20 protein-coding genes are annotated in these 22,831 nt (G+C 34.9%); 10 read left to right on the top strand and 10 right to left on the bottom strand.

From position 1 onward, the window contains the following. Positions 1–49: 49 nt before the first annotated feature. Together ACQUQZ_RS03125 and ACQUQZ_RS03120 are read left to right on the top strand one after the other, a co-directional pair. On the top strand, positions 50–1,753 hold the full coding sequence (locus ACQUQZ_RS03125; RefSeq protein WP_435353285.1) for a sensor histidine kinase: 1,704 nt from the start codon (positions 50–52) through the stop codon (positions 1,751–1,753). Beyond that, entirely contained in the window at positions 1,753–2,373 is a 621-nt protein-coding gene (locus tag ACQUQZ_RS03120; protein WP_435353284.1) for a response regulator, read from the top strand. Before ACQUQZ_RS03125 ends, ACQUQZ_RS03120 begins: the two co-directional genes overlap by 1 nt. Positions 2,374–2,508: 135 nt before the next feature. Here ACQUQZ_RS03120 and ACQUQZ_RS03115 read toward each other — a convergent pair whose 3' ends face one another. The 6 genes from ACQUQZ_RS03115 to ACQUQZ_RS03090 form a co-directional block, all read right to left on the bottom strand. Then, a complete protein-coding gene (locus ACQUQZ_RS03115; RefSeq protein WP_435353283.1) occupies positions 2,509–3,684 on the bottom strand; it encodes a hypothetical protein in 1,176 nt (391 codons plus the stop codon). 101 nt (positions 3,685–3,785) lie between these two features. After that, positions 3,786–4,973 (bottom strand): pyridoxal phosphate-dependent aminotransferase, encoded by a 1,188-nt coding sequence (locus tag ACQUQZ_RS03110; RefSeq protein ID WP_435353282.1) that lies wholly within the window; start codon positions 4,971–4,973, stop codon positions 3,786–3,788. 974 nt (positions 4,974–5,947) lie between these two features. Further along, positions 5,948–6,820: an aldo/keto reductase gene (locus ACQUQZ_RS03105; protein ID WP_435353281.1), complete on the bottom strand. Its 873-nt coding sequence runs from the start codon at positions 6,818–6,820 to the stop codon at positions 5,948–5,950. A gap of 99 nt (positions 6,821–6,919) precedes the next feature. Next, the gene (locus ACQUQZ_RS03100) at positions 6,920–8,551 is read right to left on the bottom strand and encodes a hypothetical protein (protein WP_435353280.1); all 1,632 of its coding nucleotides are present in this window, start codon (positions 8,549–8,551) and stop codon (positions 6,920–6,922) included. Positions 8,552–8,664: 113 nt separating this feature from the next. Beyond that, entirely contained in the window at positions 8,665–9,888 is a 1,224-nt protein-coding gene (locus ACQUQZ_RS03095; protein ID WP_435353279.1) for a hypothetical protein, read from the bottom strand. A gap of 112 nt (positions 9,889–10,000) precedes the next feature. Further along, complete coding sequence (locus tag ACQUQZ_RS03090; protein WP_435353278.1) at positions 10,001–10,504, bottom strand: methylated-DNA--[protein]-cysteine S-methyltransferase; 504 nt, start codon at positions 10,502–10,504, stop codon at positions 10,001–10,003. Positions 10,505–10,658: 154 nt separating this feature from the next. Here ACQUQZ_RS03090 and ubiE point away from each other — a divergent pair, with 154 nt between their 5' ends. From ubiE to serA, 5 genes are all read left to right on the top strand, one after another. After that, on the top strand, positions 10,659–11,384 hold the full coding sequence (gene ubiE, locus ACQUQZ_RS03085; protein ID WP_435357636.1) for a bifunctional demethylmenaquinone methyltransferase/2-methoxy-6-polyprenyl-1,4-benzoquinol methylase UbiE: 726 nt from the start codon (positions 10,659–10,661) through the stop codon (positions 11,382–11,384). Positions 11,385–11,411: 27 nt separating this feature from the next. Beyond that, the gene (locus ACQUQZ_RS03080) at positions 11,412–12,146 is read left to right on the top strand and encodes a porin family protein (RefSeq protein ID WP_435353277.1); all 735 of its coding nucleotides are present in this window, start codon (positions 11,412–11,414) and stop codon (positions 12,144–12,146) included. Positions 12,147–12,244: 98 nt separating this feature from the next. Further along, a complete protein-coding gene (yidD, locus tag ACQUQZ_RS03075) occupies positions 12,245–12,457 on the top strand; it encodes a membrane protein insertion efficiency factor YidD (RefSeq protein WP_435353276.1) in 213 nt (70 codons plus the stop codon). A gap of 328 nt (positions 12,458–12,785) precedes the next feature. Beyond that, positions 12,786–13,322, top strand: a complete 537-nt coding sequence (locus ACQUQZ_RS03070) for a YfiT family bacillithiol transferase (protein WP_435353275.1) — start codon at positions 12,786–12,788, stop codon at positions 13,320–13,322. 154 nt (positions 13,323–13,476) lie between these two features. Beyond that, positions 13,477–15,366 carry a phosphoglycerate dehydrogenase gene (serA, locus tag ACQUQZ_RS03065; RefSeq protein ID WP_435353274.1) on the top strand — a complete coding sequence of 630 codons (1,890 nt, stop codon included), beginning with the start codon at positions 13,477–13,479 and terminating at the stop codon, positions 15,364–15,366. Between the two features lie 66 nt (positions 15,367–15,432). Here serA and ACQUQZ_RS03060 read toward each other — a convergent pair whose 3' ends face one another. The 3 genes from ACQUQZ_RS03060 to ACQUQZ_RS03050 form a co-directional block, all read right to left on the bottom strand. After that, the gene (locus tag ACQUQZ_RS03060) at positions 15,433–16,734 is read right to left on the bottom strand and encodes a TolC family protein (RefSeq protein ID WP_435353273.1); all 1,302 of its coding nucleotides are present in this window, start codon (positions 16,732–16,734) and stop codon (positions 15,433–15,435) included. A gap of 81 nt (positions 16,735–16,815) precedes the next feature. Next, positions 16,816–18,417, bottom strand: coding sequence for a DHA2 family efflux MFS transporter permease subunit (locus ACQUQZ_RS03055; protein WP_435353272.1), 1,602 nt, complete (start codon positions 18,415–18,417; stop codon positions 16,816–16,818). A gap of 68 nt (positions 18,418–18,485) precedes the next feature. Continuing rightward, positions 18,486–19,529, bottom strand: coding sequence for an HlyD family secretion protein (locus ACQUQZ_RS03050; RefSeq protein ID WP_435353271.1), 1,044 nt, complete (start codon positions 19,527–19,529; stop codon positions 18,486–18,488). Positions 19,530–19,710: 181 nt separating this feature from the next. Between ACQUQZ_RS03050 and ACQUQZ_RS03045 the strand changes: the two genes are divergently transcribed. The 3 genes from ACQUQZ_RS03045 to ACQUQZ_RS03035 all read left to right on the top strand — a co-directional run bounded on the left by ACQUQZ_RS03045 (position 19,711) and on the right by ACQUQZ_RS03035 (position 22,118). Next, positions 19,711–20,247 (top strand): MarR family winged helix-turn-helix transcriptional regulator, encoded by a 537-nt coding sequence (locus ACQUQZ_RS03045; protein WP_435353270.1) that lies wholly within the window; start codon positions 19,711–19,713, stop codon positions 20,245–20,247. Positions 20,248–20,334: 87 nt separating this feature from the next. Further along, positions 20,335–21,174: an alpha/beta hydrolase gene (locus tag ACQUQZ_RS03040; protein ID WP_435353269.1), complete on the top strand. Its 840-nt coding sequence runs from the start codon at positions 20,335–20,337 to the stop codon at positions 21,172–21,174. Between the two features lie 143 nt (positions 21,175–21,317). Further along, on the top strand, positions 21,318–22,118 hold the full coding sequence (locus ACQUQZ_RS03035; protein WP_435353268.1) for an alpha/beta hydrolase: 801 nt from the start codon (positions 21,318–21,320) through the stop codon (positions 22,116–22,118). Between the two features lie 6 nt (positions 22,119–22,124). On the opposite strand, the gene smpB is transcribed toward ACQUQZ_RS03035, so the two are convergent. Next, positions 22,125–22,580, bottom strand: coding sequence for an SsrA-binding protein SmpB (gene smpB, locus ACQUQZ_RS03030; RefSeq protein WP_435353267.1), 456 nt, complete (start codon positions 22,578–22,580; stop codon positions 22,125–22,127). Positions 22,581–22,831 lie beyond the last annotated feature (251 nt).

The following is a 22,831-nucleotide window of genomic DNA, read 5'->3' as shown; positions in this document are numbered from 1 at the left end:
AACATTCCTTAAAACTCAACCTCTTTCAGAAACAAGAAACAATAAAATCTTGACTCTATTTTATGAACTAATAGCACATTACCACCCAAACATAAAGGGTAACTGGAGAGATTCTTTATTTAATTATACAGCTACTTATAAATCAGCATACGGAGAAAACCTTAGCAATCTTGCTAAAGCTGAAATGATGTTTCAAGAAGGAAATTTCAGAACAGGAACTGATATATTTACAGCAAATATTGATGACCTCGAAAAAAAAGGATTTTATGCTCAAGCTGCTTTGGGTTTGCTTCGCCTTGGGGCAGGAAGAGAAATGATAAACCAAAACAGAAAAAAAGAAAGTGAGTATCCTATTTACTATAAAAAAGCCTTAGAATTAGCTAATAAAGCAAAACAGCCCACTTATCAAGTTTTAGTCTTGGGCTATATGGCAGATTGGCAATTAGAAAAACAAAACTTTATTGAAACTATCAAAATTAGTAATCAAATGCTAAAAATAGTTTCGCAAGACAAGACATATTCGGCTTTCCAATTTTTAGGGGCTGCCTACAAATACTTAGGCTTCGGTTACTTAGGTTTAGACAATATAGCCAAAGCAGAAAAGTACTTCACGCTTGCAAGATTATGGACACGTAGCCCTGCACGAAGCCTATATTTAGATTATACGATTCTCCAGAGTTTGGGCGAGTACTACTTTAAGAAAAAACAATATCATAACACCTTAAAACAATGTGATAGAGCAATATCTACCTTAATTTATTGGAAATCAAACGCTAAACTAATCGATGCCGATAAATATATCGGCAATATTTATGACCTTAAATATAAAACTTTTAAAAAATTAAAAAATTTAGATTCAGCCCTTGTTTACCATGAAAAACTATATACCCAAATTGATATAAATATTCATGGTGAACTTGAAAAAAACTATGCAGAGTTTCAAGAAAGATATAAAACTAAAGAGAAAGAATTACAGATTTCAGAACTAAACAATAAGGTTCTTGAAAATAAAACCAATATACGCAACCTAATTATATACTTTTTGATAGCTACATTGATATTTTCAGCTGTTTTACTAGGTTTAATTTTTCGTTCTTTAAAACTTAAAGAAAAAAATACGCAATTCGCCTTTGAGTTAGCCAACACAAAAAATGAGCTTGCTGCAAAAGTAATCCAAACTCAAGAGACTGAACGCCAACGCATTGCAAAAGACTTACACGATGATTTGGGCGGAACACTCTCAGTTATTAAAGGCAAAATTGCCTATGAAAAAGTTAGTCAAGAAACCATTAATTTGGTAGAACAAGCCATAGATGATTTAAGGTATATCTCTCGAAACCTCGCTCCTCCTGAACTCGAAAATGATGGACTTATACAAGCATTACATACTACCATTGATCGTGTTCAAAATGTTTCTAATATAAAATTTACTTTTATCACTTTCGGAGAAAAACAACGATTAAATCCAGATATTAAAATAAATGTTTATCGAATAATCACTGAATTAATCAATAATATCCTCAAACATTCTAAAGCCCAAAATGCTATCATTCAATTAATCTATTATCAGGAGTCACTGCAGATTTTGGTCGAGGATGATGGAGTCGGTATAAAATCTGATAAAAATAATTGGGGAATTGGACTAAAGAATATAAATTCAAGGGTCCAATTTTTGGGTGCAGAACTCGATATTGATTCGAGTGCCAAGGGAACGACCGTAATCATAGAATTACCTATAAAAAGTAAAAAATAATGAAGCCGAAACTGCTCATAGCAGATGACCATACGCTATTTAATGAAGGTGTAAAACAACTTATCTCTGACCACTATAATATTGTCGGGCAAGTATTTGATGGAAAAGATGTATTAACAATGGCTATGGTCACGAGACCCGATGTGATTTTATTGGATATCAATTTACCGTCAATCAATGGATTTGATTTAGCAGCAGAACTAAGAAAATCATTTGAAACTATCAAGATTATTTTTCTTTCTATGTACACCGAAGCAAGGTTTATTGAGCAGTCGAAACAATTAAAAGTTGATGGTTATTTACTAAAAAATTCAACCAAAGAAGAATTGATTCTTGGTATTGATTGTGTTTTAAATGGTGAAAATTATTATGACCCAAAACTAAATCAACCTCGACAAAACCTTTACCACGACGATTTTTTTGTAAAGCAATTTTCTCTTACCCCCAGAGAAGTAGAGATAATTCGAATGATTAAAACTGGCCTAAGCACAGGGGAGATTGCCGAAAAACTATTTTTAGGTTTAGAAACCGTAAAAACTCATCGAAAGAATATTTACTTCAAACTTTCAATTACAAAATCTACTGAGCTTATTAAGTTTGCCTTAGAAAACAATATTTAGAAACTTTCTACTCTAACACTTCAAACAAAAGCAATCTTATTTACACAAAAAATGCCACGCGACACCTTTCGGGCAACATGGCAGGTAGTTTTTGGTATTTTGTTAGGCCTTTAAGCTTAGCCTATCTATTCTGATTTAACTTGATACTTTTGAAAGTTTCAGGGAAGTTTTTGATTTTTTTAGCATGTGAGGAGCAAGTCCTAAACCCGTAAAAATTAGCCCTGTAATTAATAATGTGCCTGTATGTGCAAAAAACTGACCTGATGCTAATATTCCCATTACCAAAATTGTTGAAAGTGGTAATGAAAATGCTAAAATCAAGACCGCTAAATTTATGTCAAAAGTTTTTCTTTCTTTGGCTAAGTTTTTATCTTCTTCCTTCAAATTTATAGCTGAAATATGAGCAAATGGCCAAAAACTACACGAACTCAAAGGCACAACAACTGCTAATAAAATAAGGTTTGGTGAGCTGATATTGAAAACTTTGATAATCAAAACACTAAACAATATCGTAATTCCTGCTCTAAAAAGCAAAATTGAACTTACCAATTTGATTTTCCCTTCTTTGAATTGTACTGCTAAACCGATATAAATCAAAACCAAAGGCGTCATTAAACTACTTGCTCGATTGAATAATTCGGCAATAGCAGTTGGTAATGACTTCATATTAATTCCAAAAGAAAGGAAAATAATTGCCAAAAGCATGATAATATTGATGGGTTCTTTAACCAAACTCAGCAACAGACTTTTAACTTTTCCTTTTTCACTTACTTCCTCAGCTTGGTTATTTCTGAGGTACATTTTCATGGCTACAAAATAAAGAAAATTCAAGGCAAAAAATTTATTTCCAACATCGCCCATGGCCGCCAAAGCCAGTGATTCATCACCCAAAAATTCATTAATGAACGGAAAACTTGACAAACCAGGTGCTAAAGAAGGCAAAAGCATGGTTAACGTTCTACCTGATGTACTATTTTTATCTATACCGAAAACTGGCAAAAAATAGGGGGCAGTTAAGAAAATAAAAAAATTAAATCCAAGTGTTAAAATAGGGTAGATAAGTAAAGAAACGCTTATTTTTATGCCCATCAAAGCTATAAATACCGTTGATGGGAGTGCGATTGACAAAATAATTTCTTTGACACCATTTATTTCGGTTTTGTTTTTGATTTTACTTCTAAGGGCAAATCCTAACCCAATTAATAGAAGGAGGATAAGCGTTTTTTGTACTGCCTCAACCATCGTTTTTTTATTTAATGGATAATGAATAATGGAAAATGGACAATCAATAAGAGTCTTATTATCAGCCATTTATACAGCATAAAAATTAGGCAAATTCAAGAAAATAAAAATTTTGGAGAAGCCATGAGCTTCTCCAAATCCTAACTCTATATTCAACCTATGATTAAAAACTAAGATAACTCGCCTAATGCTTTTACAAAAAACTTCATTTCATCCATTGTTCCCATGCTTACCCTGCACCAAGGCTTATCTTGAATATCAAAAACACGAATCATCACTCCTTTAGCTGACATTTTTGAAAGGAATGCTTTACCGTCAATATTGACTGGGAAAATAACAAAATTGGTATATGAAGGAATATATTTGTAACCCATCTTTGTAAGACTTTCATACAAATATTCTTTACAAGCTGTATTTAGCTTTTTGGTCATTGTCTGAAACTCAGTATCTTCAAAACTCGCTATTGCTCCCAAAACAGATGTATGAGAAATACCCATACCACCTCTGGTGATTTTTTGAATTTTGTCAAGGAATTCTGGCTGTCCTACTGCGTATCCTACACGAAGACCTGCCATACCCATAATTTTAGAGAATGTACGAGCGATAATTACATTTTTCTTTTGAGCAAGTAAAGAAACCATACTTTCTGTACCTGTTCCTTCGGCTAATTCGAGGTAAGCCTCATCAACAAAAATTGGCACTTTTTCAGATACACGTGAGCAGAAATCTAATAATTCCTTACCTGCCGTAATACTACCAACTGGATTATTTGGATTACAAATATATACTAATTTTGTATCTTTATCGATCGCTGCTTCCATTGCTTTGAGGTCATGCGACCAATCACTTTTGCAAGGAACCGCTTTCCAAGTTGCACCAACCGATTCAGCAACACGAATCAACGACATATAAGTTGGGTCAGCAGAAACCACATTTCCACCATTCATAAACTGAACCAATGCTACTTTTTCAAGTAAATCAGATGAACCTGGACCCATCATGATATGCTTATCGGTTACTCCTTCTTTTTTAGCAATTTTATCAACCAAAGTTGCCAACTCTTTCCATGAATAACGGTTTCCGCCAGAAACAGCTTCTGCAACAGCCTTTTTAGTACTTTCTGGTGGTCCATAAGGGTTTTCATTTGCATTCAAGCGTGCAACCATCGCTGTGATGTCTGGTCTTTCATCCAAGAAATGTTCTCTCAAAAGCGGACTATAATAAAGTCTGTTTTGTTCATCAAGCGTAAAATGAGTTCCTGAAAATGCACCCATCGAAATATGCGGAGCTAATGCCATTCCGCCGATTGTCATCAAACCAGTTCTTAGAAGATTTCTTCTGTTAATCATGTTGCTCATTGTTTTTCTTAGTTTATTAATTGGAATAGATTGGTCGTTACAAGAATTGTTGTTATTTATAGAAATAAGTAAGTAGCGTTTTTTCCATATTTAGCATTGATAAGATTTCTCTTTTCGACCGATATTACAAGACTCCGACCGCTCGGTTTTGTAATAATCGGTCTAAAGAGAAAATTTTAGAGTTTAGTTTAGACGAAGTGTATCTTTTTGACCGAAATTCAAAGAAGATTCGGTCTGTATAATCTTTACAAATAATATTTCTAGTATCGATGGTTTCCTCCCATCATTTCTAAGAGCATAAAAAATAAGCAATTAAGCAATGCTCTTCAAATCCGCATTTTAAGCGTAGTAATTATTAGGTTTCAAACATCCCATATTTGCGGTCGGAAAAGAGTTGTTTGATGTAGAACTATTGTACTTATCTAAGAATTAATGTTTAAAAGTAGTATGTGAAAATTAAATAAAAAAATTTTTAGTCAAAAAAAATACTATTTTAGTCAAAATAACTGTTTTATTTAAATAATTAATTTGAAAAATACAAATAAATAGTACATTTTTGATTAAATTATAACTCTACTGTTCTAATATACTAAAAAATATCATGTTTAATTTTTTGATATTTTTTCAAGAAAAATTAAAAAACATACAAAAGTATGTATTGAAAAATACAAATATTGGTTTTAAATATTAAAAAACAACAAAAACAAGTTTAAATAAAATTTTATCATTATACGTAATTTGTTGTAATATTCTAATATTTGAGTATTTTTACTTATTTGTCTGACAGATGAATTGACAATAAAAAAACTCCGCTCATCTGTTAAGATTTGAACGGAGTTTTGTTTACTTACATCGTATATATATTGCCCTGTTTGGAAATTTGCAAGTGTGCTACCTAAACCAAAAGCTCAATATTCATTGAACATAAATTGACAATATGTAATAAAAAATATTATGTACGATAAGCAAAAAAATTATGGGACTGGAACACCCGAACTTTCAGACCAAAGAGTAAACCAATCCTGCAATTCCATCTCTACAGTCGTTGCTTTCATTAGGTTGGCGATTCTTGATTGGTCTGCTGTGCCACAAACAGGTAAAATCCCTGAAGGATGTTTCAAAATCCATGCAAGAAGTATGACATCAACAGGAACGTTGTATTTTAACGAAAAATTTGTAGCGATTTTATTTACACGTTGAGCTTGTTCATCATCTTTTTTGAAAACACTTCCCAATGGAGACCAAGACATGGGTATAATATGATGTGTTTGCATGTGGTCTAAACTTCCATTGAGCATTGCTTCAAAATGAGTGACGGAAAACCTGATTTGGTTATAGTTAATTTTGATTTTCGTCTCCATTAAATCTGTTTGTAGCGGCGTAAAATTTGAAACGCCAAAATCTATAATTTTTCCATCTTGTTTAAGTTTTTCAATTGCTTCTGCAATTTCATCAGCTTTCATCAATGGGCTGGGACGATGCAACAATAGCAAGTCTAAATAATCGGTTTGTAAGTTTCTCAATGATTGTTCAACAGACCAGATTATATAAGAAGTGGAGTAATCATAGTGTTTTATTGCATTTTTTCTTTTTTCTGATTCCATTTGAATACCACACTTCGAAATCAGTTGTATTTCATTTCTGTCGATTTTACTTTCACTAAAAGCATTTCCAAAAGCCGTTTCAGTGGTATAGTCTCCATAAATATCTGCATGGTCAAATGTGGTAATGCTATTTTCTAAACAACAATTCATCAATTCAATCATCTGCTTAGTATTGCAATCTTTTCCCCAAACGCCCCATGTCATTGTGCCAGCAATAATCTTAGAAAATGGTGTTTTATTCATATTTTTTGAAAATTTATAGAAGATTTTAATTTTATGGTGACCATATACCTATCACCAATTATCAAATTTATGCAAAAAACCTTTAAATATCTATTGCTTTTATATCACTTGAGCATCAAAAACACCCGTAAGAATCTTACCTTCACGTTTCACTTGTAACCAAATACGATAATTACCAGCCTTCGGAAAAACATAAGGGAAAACAACTTCACCACCATGATGCCCGTTGGCTTCGTGTTTCATATCGCCCATTAGAAATTTATCTCGCTCGTCTTCAGTCATGGTTTGAAGCTTTGCCAACACATTATCAACACTATCTCTAAATCGCTTTGGATTATTCAGATTTGGACGAGCGTTGGTTTTTTCGTCTATTCTTTTTTGCATTACCTGTACGGCTGTTGATGAAAATGTACCATTTGGGTGTAAATGAATATATACCGAAGCATCGTCTTTGATGACAGCCGCATGCCCCATCATACCCAAATAGGTCTGTAACTCAGCAGCTTTACCATCAGGAGCAAGCACCGAAAATTTCAAATCATACACTTTCCCTGATTGTAATTTCTGATTTGGTTTTTCTTCCCAAACAATACTCGAACCATCTTGAAGTTTAGTCTTTACTCCAGGAGTTCCACATATCGTTATTGTAGCATCTTGTGTCGAAGTAGCTTGTTTATTGAGAGCATTTGTAACAACGAAAGTATCATCCGAATCTCCAGAAAAAACAGGGGCAACATTCACTTTTGGTGTTTGTGGAATCTCGACTGTGTCAGCAATAGTATTTTGTAAACCATGATAACGCAAGACATCTGCAAAAATCAAATATTTCCCTGCTGGCAAGCTACCCAAAGGTGCTTCAAAAGTAACTGTATCTTTGCGAGAAGGGTGTAAGTGAGCAAAAACATCCATGGTTCCTTCTTTTACCAAGAACATGTGCATTAGTTTACCGTGGTCGGGTATAATAAAACTCGTCAAACGTCCTCTAACCGAAGCAGAATCTATTTTAAAGCTCAAAACACGTTCACCATTTTCAATCTTTATTGTTGATGTAGCAGTGTATGGCTGATACATAAACCTTTGGTAATCAGACGATTCGGCATTCCACCAAATATTTCCACCAAACAAGAGTAGTCCGCAAAAAGATGCCCCAATAGTTGAGCCAATCAAACGACGTTTTTGCGTATTTTTATCAAGTGATTGTCCTGCTTTGAGTAAACTATCACCCGTACTTGCACCAATAATAGTGGTCATAATTCCAACTAAAAGCAAAGCCAAGCCAGCTAAAATCCAGCCCAATGAGCTTGGAAGTTTCCGTTGAGCCGTTGAAAGTGCAGCAATCGGTATCAATACTTCGCCTTTACCTCTTGCCCCTTCAATGGTTATTTTCACACTGGCAGCACCACTTTCCATGAGCCATATTTGTCCATCATAGCTGCCCGATGCTGATAAAACTCCTTCATCTGAGCGAGGTGAACCTTCATCTCCAGTAAAGAAATAAATCGGACTCATTCTAACGCTTGTGATATCTTTTCCATCAAGCATCACCGAAACTTTGGCTGTGCCTGGAATCACATCAGGTGGCTCGACATATACTTGTACTTGGTAATTTCCTGCTTTCCCTTCTTGCACAACACCTGCACTGCCAATATGACCCCTAACCCCTAAAGGGGAACAAAGGATAAGTATTAAGATAAATTTTAAAAAGGTATTTTTTATTTTCTGAAATATCATTTTTGTTAAATTTAAGACCTGTTTTAGAAAATTTTAGCGTGTAATATTGAGCAATTCATTCTTGTAGTTTTCCCATTCACTCATTCTATCACTCGCTCATTCACTCATTATATTTATCTCTGAATTTGTTTCATCCAATTTCCCCAAGCAAGACCGATTCTGGAAGAGATAAGGCTAAAAAGTAAAGCTAAGCCAAGTCCTTTTGCCCAAGAAATTAAATCAATAGCATTGCGAGTGCTAAATTTATAACGATATTCCCAGTCGGCATCATTCTGAAAAGACCATGAACTACTACCCCAAAACCAGTTTCGAGTCAATGGCGATTCATGCAGGAATGTTCCAAATGGGTAATTTGTAATAAATAGAATTGCTGTAAATGTAAAACCTAAGATTAAAGTTAGAACTAAGTCATTTTTTGCTGCAAACTTATCTCTCAACCAATCAATGGCAAATGCAGGAATGAATAGTAACAAAGGAAAACCCAGTGTTTGATAAGTAGTAATTTTGTTATGAATTGGCCCAAGTAAAGGCTCGGCAGGTAACAATCTCAATGTAGCATTGACAGCCCAATGAAAAACTAAGAAAACAAGACAAATATAGGTTGTTCCCCATTTTTTACCAGATGCACGCCCAGCAGCAAGCATGATAAAAGGGAACGCTGCACTTGCCACTTGATAGAATGATGGTCGGTGCATTGCCCAACGCCCCAACGATTCTGACAAAAAAGTAAAAATTGAAGTAATGAAAAAAGCGGCTGTTAGCATAAACATCCATTGAAGTCGATTGTTACGTCTATCATTTTCTTCTGTTGAAAGAGAAGCAACTTTATCATTTCTATTCAAAAAAGCGAGCGTTCCAATCATTGCCCCCATTTGAACACTCATCAAACCCAATAGCAAAACTGCGTGTGGTGGAGAAAGGATTTGCACATCAAGACCGTAAGTATTATGCCACCAATCATCAAATGGAGCAGACGTTAGTGAGGCAATTCCACCCCAAATACAGAAAAGTCCGCCCAAAGAGCTGTAAAAAATGCCCCAAAAGTTAACCATTTTACCTTTTTCAAGTTTACTTCCCCAAAAAGAAGTCTTTAAAACCTGATAACCAGAAAAAATTCCTGCAAAAGCAGCACCTACATAAACCACCACGTGTGGAGCTGAAAAAAGTCCATCACGCCCGATGCTCATGTGCCAAGCAATGTCCCACAAAATACCCAAAATAACACACATTGAAGCAATTACACTCACATAAACATAAAGAGGGATTTCTAATAGAAGTTTATTTGTGGAAGTGTGCGTTTTTTGATCTGTAAATGTCTGATTAATAGCTGTTTCCATAATAAGTTTTGATAGTTTGTATAGATGACATTTGAGTTGAATTTTACCCCTAATTTAGAAGAAAATACATTATAATTCAAAAATACTTATTCATCAATAATTGAGAAATTTTTCAAAATAAGCCCAATTGCCCTTGCCTCGGCAAACTACCTTCATGGCGAAGCAGCCATTCCTTCCGCCATAAGTCACCACCATATCCAACCAAACTTCCATCCGAGCCAATAACCCGATGACAAGGCAGTATAATTGTCAATGGATTACGTCCATTGGCTGTACCTACCGCCCTAATGGCTTTTTCATTGCCTATTCTTCGAGAAAACTCAAGATAAGAAATAGTTTTCCCATAAGGAATCGTTTTGAGATATTCCCACACATTTCGCTGAAAATCAGTTCCTTGTGGAAGTAATGGTAAATCAAAATCCTTCAGCTTTCCTGCAAAATAAGCATCAAATTGTTTGATACATTCTTCTACTATCAACGAATTTTCAGTGGTTTCATCTAACTGTCGGCTTGGTTTTTTCTGGGCTTCACGAAACAAAACATGTGTCAAATGCAGATCACTTGCCACAAGTTCCAAAACCCCAATTGGAGATGAGTAATGTTTGATGTATTGCATAATAGCTTTTCTCTTTAGCTTTCAAATATACAAAAAAGTATTCGTGAAAAACTTTTCTGATAATCAATCAGTTATCAAATAGTAGTTTCGTAATTTTGCGGACTTGTTTTAATTAAATTTCCTTTAACAACTTGGAAAGTTGTTGTACACATATATGGTAGTACCTTATAAAGAAAAAGATAGCAGCAAACGTGAGCAAATCGCTGAGATGTTTGACAACGTTTCGCCTAAATATGATTTTTTGAATCACCTGCTCAGTGGAGGAATTGATTTTTGGTGGAGAAAAAAAGCAATTTCGATGCTTCGTAACGAAAAACCAAAATTGATTCTGGACATTGCCACAGGTACAGGCGATTTGGCTGTTGAAGCTGTAAAGCAATTAAATCCAGAAAAAGTAATTGGTGTTGATATTTCAGAAGGAATGCTTTCTTTTGGTCGTGAGAAAATGAAGAAGCTTGGTTTGGAGAAAAAAATTGAGCTACAAATGGGCGATTCGGAGAAATTGCTATTCGATAACAATACTTTCGATGCAGTTATCGTTTCTTTTGGAGTACGTAACTTTGAAAATTTGGAGAAAGGCCTAACAGATATGTGTCGAGTAACCAAATCAGGTGGCACATGCATGGTCATGGAATTTTCAAATCCTAAAACACCTGTTATCAAGCAGTTATATGGTTTTTACAGTTCAAAAATATTGCCATTAATAGGAAGATTAATCTCGCCTGATAGCTCGGCTTATAGTTATTTACCCGAATCTGTAAAAGCATTCCCCGAAGGAAATGATTTTTTACAAGTATTTGAAAAAGCAGGATTTCATCAAACAAAATGTATTCCTCTTACTTTCGGTACTTGTTCAATATATCTTGGCAAAAAGCCATAAAAGTTTGGCCATCTTTTAATATTATTTATGAAAAACGTCCCGTTTGTTCGAGTTAGCTTCAAAATATTGATTTTATTGATGCTTACTTCGAGCCTTTTTGCCCAGCAAACTCGTCGGCATTTTCAAGCCGATTACGATGCCAAAGCTATGAGATTTGGTTATTTTTTGGGTCTAACAAATACTTATTTCAATGTTAAATTTAATAATTATTTTGTCAATAAAGATAATTATTATGCCATCACTTCTCCTCCAACTTATGGTTTAAAAATGGGTGGTTTGGCTAATTTTCGATTGAATGATTATTTTGATTTTCGGGTTTTGCCAACGGTAGCAATTTATGGACGAAGATTAGAATACCGTTTTATTAATACTGCTCTCCCTGACAATGATGTCAACAAATTTGGACAACGAGAAGAACTTCGTGAAACAGCTTGGTTTGAATTGCCAGTCATGTTTAAGTACAAATCGGAAAGGCGTGGAAATGTACGAATGTATGTTTTTGGAGGAATGCGATATGGGGTAGAAACCAATGCCGTAAATCGAAAAAAACGCCAACAATTTTCGACCAAAACCAGTGATTTCAGCATTGAGTATGGTACTGGAATTGAGATTTTTCGTGAATATTTCAAATTTGCTCCTGAATTACATTTTTCTCATGGAATCCAAAACTTAGTTGACCCAGTCAATTCTCGTGGCACAGCCATTCAAGGCATTGATAGATTGACTACGCATACTGTTACCTTGTTTTTATTATTTGAATAAATTTGATGTGAGATTGAGATTCGGAATATGAGATGTTTTATGATATAAATCTCTAATTTCCCTCCTCGTATCTCACTTCTCGTATCTCACTTCTCAAAATGAAATACATTGCTATCTTTCTTATCCGATTGTACCAAGCGGGTATTTCGCCTTGGTTTCCACCTTCATGCCGTTTTACACCTACTTGCTCACAATACTCGGTTGAAGCTTTTCAAAAACATGGTTTTTTTAAAGGTTTTTGGCTAACTGCAAAACGCATTTCTCGTTGTCATCCTTTTAGTCATACGCACGGATATGACCCTGTACCTTGAGAGGTTTTAGGACTTAGGTATTAGGTTGTAATATTAGTTAACGGCAAATTTTTCATATACCGTATACAAAGATGGGTATTTGGTTATTGGTTATATGCAATATAATAACCAACGCCATTCAAACAAAAACTCTTACAATCTAAATCCCAATACCTAAATCCTAATACCCAAATCCTATATACTTAAATCCTGATACTTCATACATTTATATAACTATTTGAAGAATTTTCTTCATTATTTTCTTATTTATTTAAAATCAAATGTTTTTCTGATTTGTTCTTATAAAATAGTCCGTAAATTTGGTTTGACAACAAAACCTTTTTCGTCAATGACCTCGGCAATGACACTCGAACAACGCCAATATCCTATCGGAAAATGGAAAGTAAAAAAAAGTTATTCGATTAAAGAAATCGAACGAAATATTGCTGTGATTGAAAAATATCCAGCAAAATACAAACGACTCACCAAAAAGCTTTCGGAAGAAGATTTAGCAAAGCAGTATCGTGATGGGGCATGGAATGTACGTCAGTTATTGACTCACATCTCTGATATGCACATCATGCACTATGCTCGTTTCAAGCAAGCACTTTCTGACGAAAACCCTGTGGGTTTTGTAGCAAACATCAACGCATGGAATGCTACTCCTGAAATATCCAGTACGCCACCAGCCGATGCTTTATTGCTTCTCGAAGCCACACACAAACGTTGGGTTCATTTGATGAAGACCATGTCAGCAAATGATTTTGACAAAACATTTTATCATGCACTTCGTCAAATAAACTTAACATTGGCACAAGCACTAAGTATGGCGGCATGGCATACAAAACATCATTTTGAGCATATTCAAATTGCATTACAATATTAATCATCGCACATAGAAACGCCATGCATGGCGTCTCTATCATGTCAAACAGGACACGTACACGGCGTAGAGACGCAATGCATTGCGTCTCTATCGACCGACCAAATAAACATTATTTCCAACCAAAACAAAGTTCCTTTTTAGAGGATATAGTTTAATGAACAATACCTATTATATTATAGATTTCGATAGTACTTTTACCAAAGTAGAAGGTCTCGACGAATTGGCAAATATTGCCCTTGCAGGCAGTGCAACTCAAGAAAAAATAGTCAGTCAAATCAGAAGTTTGACAGAGCAAGGAATGAATGGCGAAATTACTTTCTCGGAGGCTCTTAGCCGCCGAATTGAGTTATTAAAAGCTAATCGTTCTCATATCGAAAAATTAGTTGATTTTCTCCACACGCAAGTATCAGAGTCATTTCAGCGAAATGAGAAGTTTTTGCGAGAATATGCCGATAATATTTTAATCATTTCTGGTGGTTTCAAAGAATTTATTGTACCAATTGTTACTTCAATGGGTATCAAAGAAGCAAATGTATATGCCAATACTTTTGTATTTGATGCAGAAGATAATATCATTGGCGTTGACCAAAATAATGTACTTGCCCATGAAAAAGGAAAAGTTAAATTATTAGGTTCGTTGAACTTAGACGGAGATATTTATGCCATTGGCGATGGCTATACTGATTATGAACTTCGTTCATCAGGTTTGGCTAATCGTTTCTATGCTTTCACCGAAAATGTAGAACGTGAAAAAGTTACCTCAAAAGCCGACCATGTTGTACCCTCATTGGATGAGTTTTTATATTTAAATAAATTGCCTCGTAGTCAATCATATCCTAAAAGTCGAATCAAAGTTTTATTGCTTGAAAATGTGCATTCAGTAGCCATTGAAGCATTTAAGCGAGAAGGTTTTGATGTGGAAACTCACAAAGGAGCAATGGACGAAGAAGAATTAATCGAAAAAATAAAAGGTGTTTCGATTTTGGGGCTTCGTTCAAAAACCAACGTTACTAAAAAGGTACTTGAAAATGCCGATAAACTCATTACAATTGGTGCTTTTTGTATTGGTACAAATCAGATTGATCTTAAAACATCTACTGAAAAAGGAATTGCGGTTTTCAATGCTCCATATAGTAATACTCGCTCAGTTGTAGAATTGGCGATTGGGGAAATGATTTTACTGATTCGTAATGTAGTGACCAAAAGCAATCAAATGCACGCTGGTAAATGGGACAAATCAGCCAATAATAGCTTTGAAGTACGTGGCAAAAAATTAGGCTTAATTGGCTATGGACATATCGGGACACAACTTTCTGTAATCGGCGAAGCACTTGGAATGGAAGTTTATTTCTATGATATTGTGGATAAAATGCCAATTGGAAATGCCAAGAAATGCCGTTCTTTAGAAGAAGTATTGCGAGTGTCGGATGTGGTAAGTATGCACATTGATGGCCGTAAAGAAAACACCAATGTTTTTGGTAAACGTGAGTTTGAGATGATGAAAGATGGTGTAATTTTCATGAATCTTGCTCGTGGACACGTAGTTGAAGTACCTGCTTTGGTAGAAGCTATTAAGTCAGGTAAAGTTGGCGGTGCTGGTGTGGATGTATTTCCTTACGAACCAAAAACCAATAGCGAACCATTTGAAAACGAATTGCGTGGCTTGCCAAATGTTATCTTAACCCCGCACATTGGTGGCAGCACCGAAGAAGCTCAAGAAGGCATTGGTCATTATGTACCAGAGCGTTTACTCGAATATATGAATAATGGTAGCACAACAGGTAGTGTAAATTTCCCTGAGGTACAACTTCCATTATTGGTTGATTCACATCGTTTATTGCATATTCACAAAAATGTCCCAGGAATTTTGGCCAAAATCAACAATATTTTTGCTAAACATCACATCAATATTATTGGACAATACTTGAAAACTAATGAGAAAATTGGCTATGTAATTATGGATATTAGCAAAGGCTACACTGACGAATTTGTTCAAGAAATCAAGGATATTGAAGAGACAATCAGATTTAGAATGTTGTATTGATATTTTTGTAGCACAATTTTCTAAATTGTTTATAGATAAACAATTTAGAAAATTGTGCTACTTTCTTTACCAAAACTTCAACCCAGACAATCTTCCAATTTCTAACTTCGCCAAAAGTGCTTGATAATCATATTGTAACAAACTAAACTTGGCATCTTCTAAGCCTGTTTCTGCTGCTTGAATTTCCACTGGTGTACTTACGCCATTAGTCAAGCGAATCTTTGCTAATTTCAGGGTGTACTCTGCTTGAAAAATATTCTGAGCTGCCAACTCTTTTTTCTGATTTGCTACTTTTATTTCATTGAAAGCATTCTCAATATCTCGACTGATTTGGGTCTTCTGATATTCAGTACTTTGCTTTGCTGCGTCTAAGTTTATTTTTGCTATTTGAGTATTATAAAATCCACGTTTTCCTGTATAAATTGGAATCGTTAATTTTACTCCCAACAATGAATTTGGTCTTAATGTAGCAATATTTGGCAGATAACCATTGCGAATACCCAATGCTGCATTAGCAGCCAATTGAGGTAAACTACTCATTGATGAAATCTTGATTTCTTGAGCTAACACTTCTTCTTTGCTTTTTAATAACCCTAAATCATAATTATTAGTAATTGCCTCATTATAAGCACTTTGAAAATCTGTTTTGGTATTATTAAATTGAAGTTCGCTATTAATTGAAATTAATTTCCGAGCATCAGATCCAATCAAAGAGTTCAGAAAAATATATTGTTTTTCCAATTGTCCTTGTAAATCAACGATACGAATTTCAGCATTTTTATAACGAACCTGAACTTGTACTGCATCATAATCCAAAGCATCACCACTTTTAATTCTATCAGAAATAATTTTACCATTTTCTTGAATTAACTTAAGCTGGTCTTCCTGTACAACAATTGCTTTTTGTAAATAAATAATACCATAATACAATTGAGCAACTTGATAAGCCAACATGTGTTTTAAGGCTTCAATTCCACCTTTTTGCTGTTGAATTTCGAGTAGTGTTTTTTGAACACCGGCCTTAAATCTACCCCAATCATAAATCACATAAGATGCTCCAACACCTGCATTGTAATTATTATGAGGTTGAAATTGAATTTCACGTGGCTCACCATTAACGGGCAATGTAGCTTTAGCAATTGGGTCAACGCGTGAATAACTTACTTCTCCACTTACTTGAGGTTTCAGCCCTGTTTCTTGAACCTTAATTCGGTAATCACCAACGCCCAATAATTGTTGTTGTTCTTTGATTCTTGGTGAATATTCTAAAGCTTGTTTGATAAGTTGCGGTAATGCCTCATTATTTTGTGCGATGGTCAATTGGCTCGAAAACAAGCCAAAAAGCACTAATATTTTATTGATTTTCATTGAGATTCGAGATTTTTGATTCGAGATACAAAATTTTTAATAATTACATCTGAAAGATTACTTATTGAGAAATAAGATTAATCAATGTGCTTCAGCTGCCGCTTTGGCTGCTTCTGCAATTTCGGCTGCACTTTTTTTCTTGGTTCTTAATAAGGCCACTAAAGGTAGCACACAAAGAAAAAACACTGATACGATTCTGAATGTATCTAAATACGCCAAATAATATGATTGTCTATCAAGCAATAATTCTAACTGTCGGTATGCCTGAGTACTTGCCTGAGCTATGTCGCCTGAGCGAGCTAAGAAACCCATTTTTATCGCATTAAATTTTTCGGCAAACAGTGGATTATTAGGGGTATAATTTGCCACTAAATCTGAGCGATGTTGAGCATATTGAAGCGTAACATAGTTATTTGCCAAAGCAATACCAAATGCCCCACCGAGCTGACGAATCATATTAGTGAGTGAAATTCCTGCCCCAAATTCATTAGGTTTCAAACCTGCCACTGAGGCATTAATCAGGGGTAATTGTAGCATGACAGTTCCTAATCCACGGAGTAATTGTATTGGATAAAAATCCCAACGCCCCATATCTGCGGTGGCTGTTCCGCTATAAAACCCAAAGAACGCAAAAATAAGTATCCCTGCAATAACAAATGGAATTGGAGAAGCTCCTGCTGACATTCGTTTACCCAAAATCGGAAATAATGGTAAAATCGTCAGAGTCGGAAAAAACAAGGAAAGTCCAGTTTCATAAGGCGTAAACCCATTGATTCTTTGAACCATTACAGGATAAATAAAGACCGATGTAAATAAACCAACTCCAGAAACAAGTACAAAAATTGATGAAAAGGCAAAATTTCGATTAGCAAATACCCTTAAATTCACCACAGGATGGTCGGTATTTAATTCTCGACTAATAAATCCAACAATTCCAAGTATTGCCAAAAGAGCCATTACGGAAATTTCTCTTGACTGAAACCAATCTTTTGATTCACCTTTTTCGAGGATATATTGCAAAGAGCCAATTCCCACAATAAGTAAGATAATTCCAAAATAATCAATCGTAATATTTGCTTTATTTTTACCCTCGCCTTCTTTTTTCGGCACATACAAGATTGTCAACACCGTAGCAACGATACATATTGGCACATTGATAAAGAAAATATCTCCCCAAGAGAAATTATCAACAATATAACCACCAAGCGTTGGCCCAAGTGTCGGTCCAAGTACGATTCCCATTCCAAAAAGGCCAGAAGCTGTACCTCGCTCTTTTCCAGGAAAAGCATCAAATAAAATGGCTTGTGATGTAGAAAGTAATGCTCCTCCTCCTATTCCTTGTACAAATCGCCATAAAACCAATTCCCACAAACTATCTGAAGTTCCGCACAGATATGAGGCAATGCCAAACAAAATCATTGAAGCTAAATAATAGTTTTTTCGACCAAAATATTCGCCTAAAAAGCCTGTCATCGGAATAATAATTACGTTTGCAATTGCATACGACGTAATTACCCAAGCAATGTCTTCAATTGTTGCTCCAAGCGAACCAGAAATTTGATTCAAAGCTACATTGACAATTGTCGTATCAAGCAACTCCATCACAGCGGCTGTTACGGTCGTCAAAACGATGATAAATCGTGCAGCTCCCACTGGATTTTTTGTATTTTCTATATTTCCCATGAAAATTATCTATGTTAAGTTTAAACTGTGGAGCAGAACGTCGTTCGCCACCAACTGCTAACTGTTGCTTATTTAACTTTCACTTCAGCTTCTAAGCTCATACCAGCACGCAACTTATCACGTAATTTTTCAACACCTTCAATGGTAATTTTTACAGGAATTTTTTGCGTAACTTTCACAAAGTTACCACTTGCATTATCAGGTGGAAGTAAAGCGTATTTAGCACCTGTTGCATCCGAAAAGTCTGCAATTTTACCTTTCAATTCTAATTCTGGATAAGCATCTAAGACAATTTTCACTTCTTGCCCAACAGCCAAACGTCTGATTTGTGTTTCTTTGAAATTGGCAACAACCCAATAAAGTGAATCTTGAACAATAGTTGCCAAAGTTTGTCCTAGTTGAATAAACTGCCCTGGTTCAACACTTTTTCTACCAATTTTACCACCTTCTGTGGCATAAATTTTCGAATATGTCAAACGCAATTTTTGTTGATCAATTTTAGCTCTTTGTACCGCTAAAGCTGCTTCTGCTTTGTGAAGATTTGATGTTAATACCTCTATACGAGATTTCGAAGCTGTCCAATCTTGTTTTTGACTATCATACTGAGCATTCAATACATCCAGATTTGACTTACTATCATCAGCCTGACGCTTCGTAATAGCATTATCTGAAAATAATTTTGCATCACGTTCGGCGTCTTTCAATGCTTTTTCTTTGCGTAAAGCCGTCGTTTTTAAGTTAGCTTCGGCGGCATTGATGGTCAAATCTGCATTTCTGATACTTGCTTTGGCATTTTCAACATCGGTAAGCATTTGTTGATACATTGCTTCCATTTCTACCAAAGCTAATTTTTGTTCGCTGTCATCAATATCAACCAGTAGTTGTCCTTTTTTAACTTCCTCAAAGTCTTTCATATTAACGGCTGTTACATAACCGCCTACTCTTGGTACAACAGGCACAGTATAAGTTTCTATCTGAGCATTTTCGGTAGTCTCATACATTTGATTGTACTTATATTTATTATAAGCATAAATAGCTGATGCAATCACTATGAGTAATAAAATAATACGAGGAATGTAGTTTTTGAATGATTTTTTTTGTGGAGTTGCCATTTTTCTTTTTCTGTTTTTTTGCTTCAGGAATCTATAAAATTCTAATCTATATGGATTTTTCTAATTTAGTAAACTATATTGACGACACAAAGGTAAACTAAGTTTACTAAATTAGTCAAGTATATTGACAATTATTTTTTTTGTAGTATCTTTGCTTATGAAAATCAAATAGTTAGAAAACATGAACGATGAGTTATTGCAGGAAGTTTCTGCATTCAAGGCCAATAAAGAAAGGCTATTAGGACGACTTTTAAATAGGACATACCGTTATATGAGTGATTTAGCGGGAGATTATTTGAAAGGCGTTGGCTATGAAAACTTTCGTGTGGGTCATATAGTGGCTTTAGTGCATATCGGTTCAGAAGGTACAAACATCAATAAATTGGCGGCAGGGGCGGGAATGACGAAGCAAGGTATGAGTAAGTTGATAAAAGAATTACAAATCGAAGGCTTTGTAGATGTTGTAAAAGACCAAACAGATGCTCGTGCTTTGATTGTAAAACTTACCGAAAAAGGGTTTCAAGCAATGATTGATTGGAAGAAATGTACCCAACATATTAATCAAAAATTTGCGGAGATTTTAGGCGAAGATAAATTAGACCTTTTTAAAGATATTATGGTTGAGCTGGTGAATGATTATGAAAACAAATATCTTACATCATCTCGCAATTATTTGAATCACCCAATGATGCAAGCCAATTGGATGGCTGTAAAATAAAACATCAGAGAGAAATAGTCAAATATAGATTTTTGGGAAATCCTTTTAAAAATGATAAATTCGCAGAAGTTTTAATTGATAACCCAGATGTCTGTTACACAAATTATCCTTTTGGTAATTGTTTTATACGTTGTTATTTGCATAATAGCATATAAAGTGCAGGAGTATTTCATTTTTAAGCCCGAAAAGCTCTCGCAAGATTTTGAGTTTCGTTACGATGACCATTTTGAGGAATTATTTTTTGATATGCCCGACGGTGCAAGAATCAACGGCTTGTTGTTTTATGATGTTGGTGAAGATACAAGAGGTTTAGTTATTTATTTTCATGGAAACACTCGTAGTATCAAGGGTTGGGCAAAATATGCGAAAGATTTCATCTCACACGATTACGATGTTTTGATGATAGATTACCGAGGCTTTGGCAAAAGTACAGGTAAACGGCATGAAGAACGAATGTATGAAGACTCTCAAGCGGTTTACCACAAAATGCAGTCGAAAGGATATGATGAAAAGAACATTGTCATTTATGGACGTTCGCTTGGCTCAGGTTTTGCTTGTAAATTAGCTTCCAAGAATCATCCCAAAACGCTTATTCTTGACGCACCCTATTATAGTTTTTCGCAATTAATGAATCGATTTTTACCATTTCTACCAGTAGGTATGATTCTACGATTTTCGATAAGAACCGATCAATATATTAAGTTTGTCAAATGTCCTATTTATATCATTCATGGTACAAAAGATCTGTTGATTCCATTTCGCTCAAGTGTTCATTTGGCAAAATTAGCCCCACAAAAAACTCGATTAGTACCTATTTATGGTGGTGGACATAATAATTTACCCTCATTTCCTGAATATCATAAGCATCTCGAAGAAATATTACTTGACAGATTCGATTTAATTTTTGATAAACACTTATTGCATTGACCAATTGCGAATGCCGATTTACGAATGGTTCGCCGTAGCCATAAAATTTCTGCAATTCATTCGTAAATCGGCATTTATCAATCGTAAATTTCTAAATATTTTCAATTATTCATCGCACGGGCGATCCCGTATCCATTACATTCGTGTTTAAATTAAAATACCTACAAATTGCACTAACTATCTATGTCATCACCATTTTGGCATTGATTCTTTTCCAACGATTTATTTTGCTTCATCCCAAGAAATTAGCAAAAGATTATCATTTTGATTTTCCACGCAGTGAAGAATTTTACGTGGTAGTAGCACCTGAAATTAGAATAAATGCCTTACGTTTTGCTACTAAAGATAGCGTTTCAAAAGGTGTAGTGCTATATTTTCATGGTAATGCAGATAACTTGGCACGTTGGGGCGAACACGCCACACAGTTTACAGAACGTGGCTACGATGTAGTGATGTATGACTATCGGGGCTTTGGTAAAACCAATGGAAGATTAGATGAAAAAAACTTTTTGTTCGATGCTCAATATATTTTTGATGATTTGAGCCGTCGTTACAATCCAGATAAAATTGTACTCTACGGACGCTCGTTGGGTTGCGGAGCAGCTATCAAAGTTGCCTCAGAAAATCCTGTAAAAAAATTAATTCTTGAAACACCATACTATAGTTTACCTGATGTGGCCTTTAGTCGCTTACCGATATTTCCATTTCAGTATGTATCCGAATTTAAAGTTCCTGCCCACGAATGGCTACCAAAAGTGCATTGTGATGTTCATGTTTTTCATGGCACTGCTGACGAGGTTATTCCATATAGTCAAAGCATCAAATTATTAGAGTCTGCCAAGAAAAACCCTGAGAAAACACTCACCACTTTGCAAGGTGGACACCACAAAGGCTTAGAAAACTTTAAGGAGTATCAATCAAAATTAGATGAACTGCTTCGGTGAAAAGCACTACTCATCTCGCATTCGTTCACGAGATACATCTCTTTCTTTGATGCTATCTCGTTTATCGTAGAGCTTTTTACCTTTTGCCAAAGCAATATCCAACTTGGCTAAACCTCCATCGTTGATAAAAAGCCTTGTTGGAATAACCGTTAAACCTTTATCTGTCAACTTATTGGAAAGTTTTTTGAGCTCTTTTTTCTTCAACAATAACTTTCTATCACGCAAAGGGTCATGGTTATAATGCGTACCTTGTTCATATTTTGAAATATTAAGATTCTTGACATAAAGTTCATCTCTATCAAAATAACAATACGCATCAACCATACTAAATTTATTTAAACGAATAGACTTGATTTCTGTGCCAGTCAAAACCATTCCTGCTGAAAATTTTTCTAAAAAGAAGAATTCAAACCCTGCTTTTTTATTCGTTACATCAACTTTTTTTGCTATTTTCTCTCCCATTTTTTTTAGCTTTTTGCTATTAGCAGTTAGCTTTTAGCTTTCTTACTCTCAATTAATGAAAATTTATTCTAAATGTTGAGGTTTTCCCTCGCTAAAAGCCAATAGCTCACCGCTAAAAGCTAATCCTCAGCAAAGTTACGCATAAAAAAAATCCCTACCTCAAAAATAGTGGCAGGGATTCCGACTTACGTGCTTTCCTAATAATCCATGTATAAGCTCTATAATTGGATTCGAATCAAAAATGGAAACTT

It is taken from the genome of Emticicia sp. SJ17W-69 (genome assembly GCF_051209875.1).
In the GTDB taxonomy this organism is placed as follows: Bacteria; Bacteroidota; Bacteroidia; order Cytophagales; family Spirosomataceae; genus Emticicia.
The sequence above is the reverse complement of the archived record's forward strand: the minus strand, read 5'-3'. Positions and strand labels throughout refer to the sequence as shown.

What these genes read in the sequence shown, in the direction of transcription:
- ACQUQZ_RS03050 (WP_435353271.1), bottom strand. Translation starts at nt 19,529, where the DNA reads ATGGCAACTCCACAAAAAAAATCATTCAAAAACTACATTCCTCGTATT.
- ACQUQZ_RS03045 (WP_435353270.1), top strand. Translation starts at nt 19,711, where the DNA reads ATGAACGATGAGTTATTGCAGGAAGTTTCTGCATTCAAGGCCAATAAA.
- serA (WP_435353274.1), top strand. Translation starts at nt 13,477, where the DNA reads ATGAACAATACCTATTATATTATAGATTTCGATAGTACTTTTACCAAA.
- yidD (WP_435353276.1), top strand. Translation starts at nt 12,245, where the DNA reads ATGAAATACATTGCTATCTTTCTTATCCGATTGTACCAAGCGGGTATT.
- ACQUQZ_RS03070 (WP_435353275.1), top strand. Translation starts at nt 12,786, where the DNA reads ATGACCTCGGCAATGACACTCGAACAACGCCAATATCCTATCGGAAAA.
- ACQUQZ_RS03100 (WP_435353280.1), bottom strand. Translation starts at nt 8,551, where the DNA reads ATGATATTTCAGAAAATAAAAAATACCTTTTTAAAATTTATCTTAATA.
- ACQUQZ_RS03095 (WP_435353279.1), bottom strand. Translation starts at nt 9,888, where the DNA reads ATGGAAACAGCTATTAATCAGACATTTACAGATCAAAAAACGCACACT.
- ACQUQZ_RS03055 (WP_435353272.1), bottom strand. Translation starts at nt 18,417, where the DNA reads ATGGGAAATATAGAAAATACAAAAAATCCAGTGGGAGCTGCACGATTT.
- ACQUQZ_RS03090 (WP_435353278.1), bottom strand. Translation starts at nt 10,504, where the DNA reads ATGCAATACATCAAACATTACTCATCTCCAATTGGGGTTTTGGAACTT.
- ACQUQZ_RS03115 (WP_435353283.1), bottom strand. Translation starts at nt 3,684, where the DNA reads ATGGCTGATAATAAGACTCTTATTGATTGTCCATTTTCCATTATTCAT.
- smpB (WP_435353267.1), bottom strand. Translation starts at nt 22,580, where the DNA reads ATGGGAGAGAAAATAGCAAAAAAAGTTGATGTAACGAATAAAAAAGCA.
- ACQUQZ_RS03040 (WP_435353269.1), top strand. Translation starts at nt 20,335, where the DNA reads ATGTCTGTTACACAAATTATCCTTTTGGTAATTGTTTTATACGTTGTT.
- ACQUQZ_RS03060 (WP_435353273.1), bottom strand. Translation starts at nt 16,734, where the DNA reads ATGAAAATCAATAAAATATTAGTGCTTTTTGGCTTGTTTTCGAGCCAA.
- ACQUQZ_RS03080 (WP_435353277.1), top strand. Translation starts at nt 11,412, where the DNA reads ATGAAAAACGTCCCGTTTGTTCGAGTTAGCTTCAAAATATTGATTTTA.
- ubiE (WP_435357636.1), top strand. Translation starts at nt 10,659, where the DNA reads ATGGTAGTACCTTATAAAGAAAAAGATAGCAGCAAACGTGAGCAAATC.
- ACQUQZ_RS03105 (WP_435353281.1), bottom strand. Translation starts at nt 6,820, where the DNA reads ATGAATAAAACACCATTTTCTAAGATTATTGCTGGCACAATGACATGG.
- ACQUQZ_RS03120 (WP_435353284.1), top strand. Translation starts at nt 1,753, where the DNA reads ATGAAGCCGAAACTGCTCATAGCAGATGACCATACGCTATTTAATGAA.
- ACQUQZ_RS03110 (WP_435353282.1), bottom strand. Translation starts at nt 4,973, where the DNA reads ATGAGCAACATGATTAACAGAAGAAATCTTCTAAGAACTGGTTTGATG.